This window comes from Brevibacillus sp. SIMBA_040 (genome assembly GCF_046535075.1).
GTDB lineage: Bacteria > Bacillota > Bacilli > Brevibacillales > Brevibacillaceae > Brevibacillus.
In genome coordinates, this window is the sequence record NZ_JAWRXI010000062.1 from 1 (window position 1) to 451 (window position 451).

Consider the following 451-nt stretch of genomic DNA (forward strand, 5'->3'; position numbering starts at 1 on the left):
CATTGCGGATAAATGATGTTCATGACATCACCCACCTGGTCGAGCGAATGATTGGGATAACAGCAGCATGGCCAATGGCATAAGGGCATGGCAGTAAAAACGCACCCTTTGCAAGGGAAAATGCGTTGACCGTACTCGGACGTCAGCAGGCTGAGATCGAGCAGGTCGTTATGAATACCCGCTGCTTGCAGTTCACCTTACGCAAGGCCCGCCAGACGCCAGCTCTTGGAAAGCTCCTTTGGGCAGGTCCCGTCGTTGCGTGACGAGCCAGGGACCAACAACACACGAGGCGGTGAGCTACGCAACGGGCAGCGACCCTGCTCGAAATGGCGTGCTGTCGGCCAGATCTCCACATCTGACTGACCGGTAACCTTTTCGCCGTGAGCGTATGCATTGGAGGCAAGAGAAGATGCGAGTTCCAGATTTGTGTCGGGCCTCCCGCATTTGGCAT

General features: G+C 55.9%; 1 protein-coding gene. It reads left to right on the forward strand.

The window, feature by feature from the left end:
- Positions 1-125: 125 nt before the first annotated feature.
- Positions 126-263, forward strand: coding sequence for a hypothetical protein (locus SB752_RS31945; protein ID WP_410719436.1), 138 nt, complete (start codon positions 126-128; stop codon positions 261-263).
- The last annotated feature ends 188 nt before the right edge of the window (positions 264-451 follow it).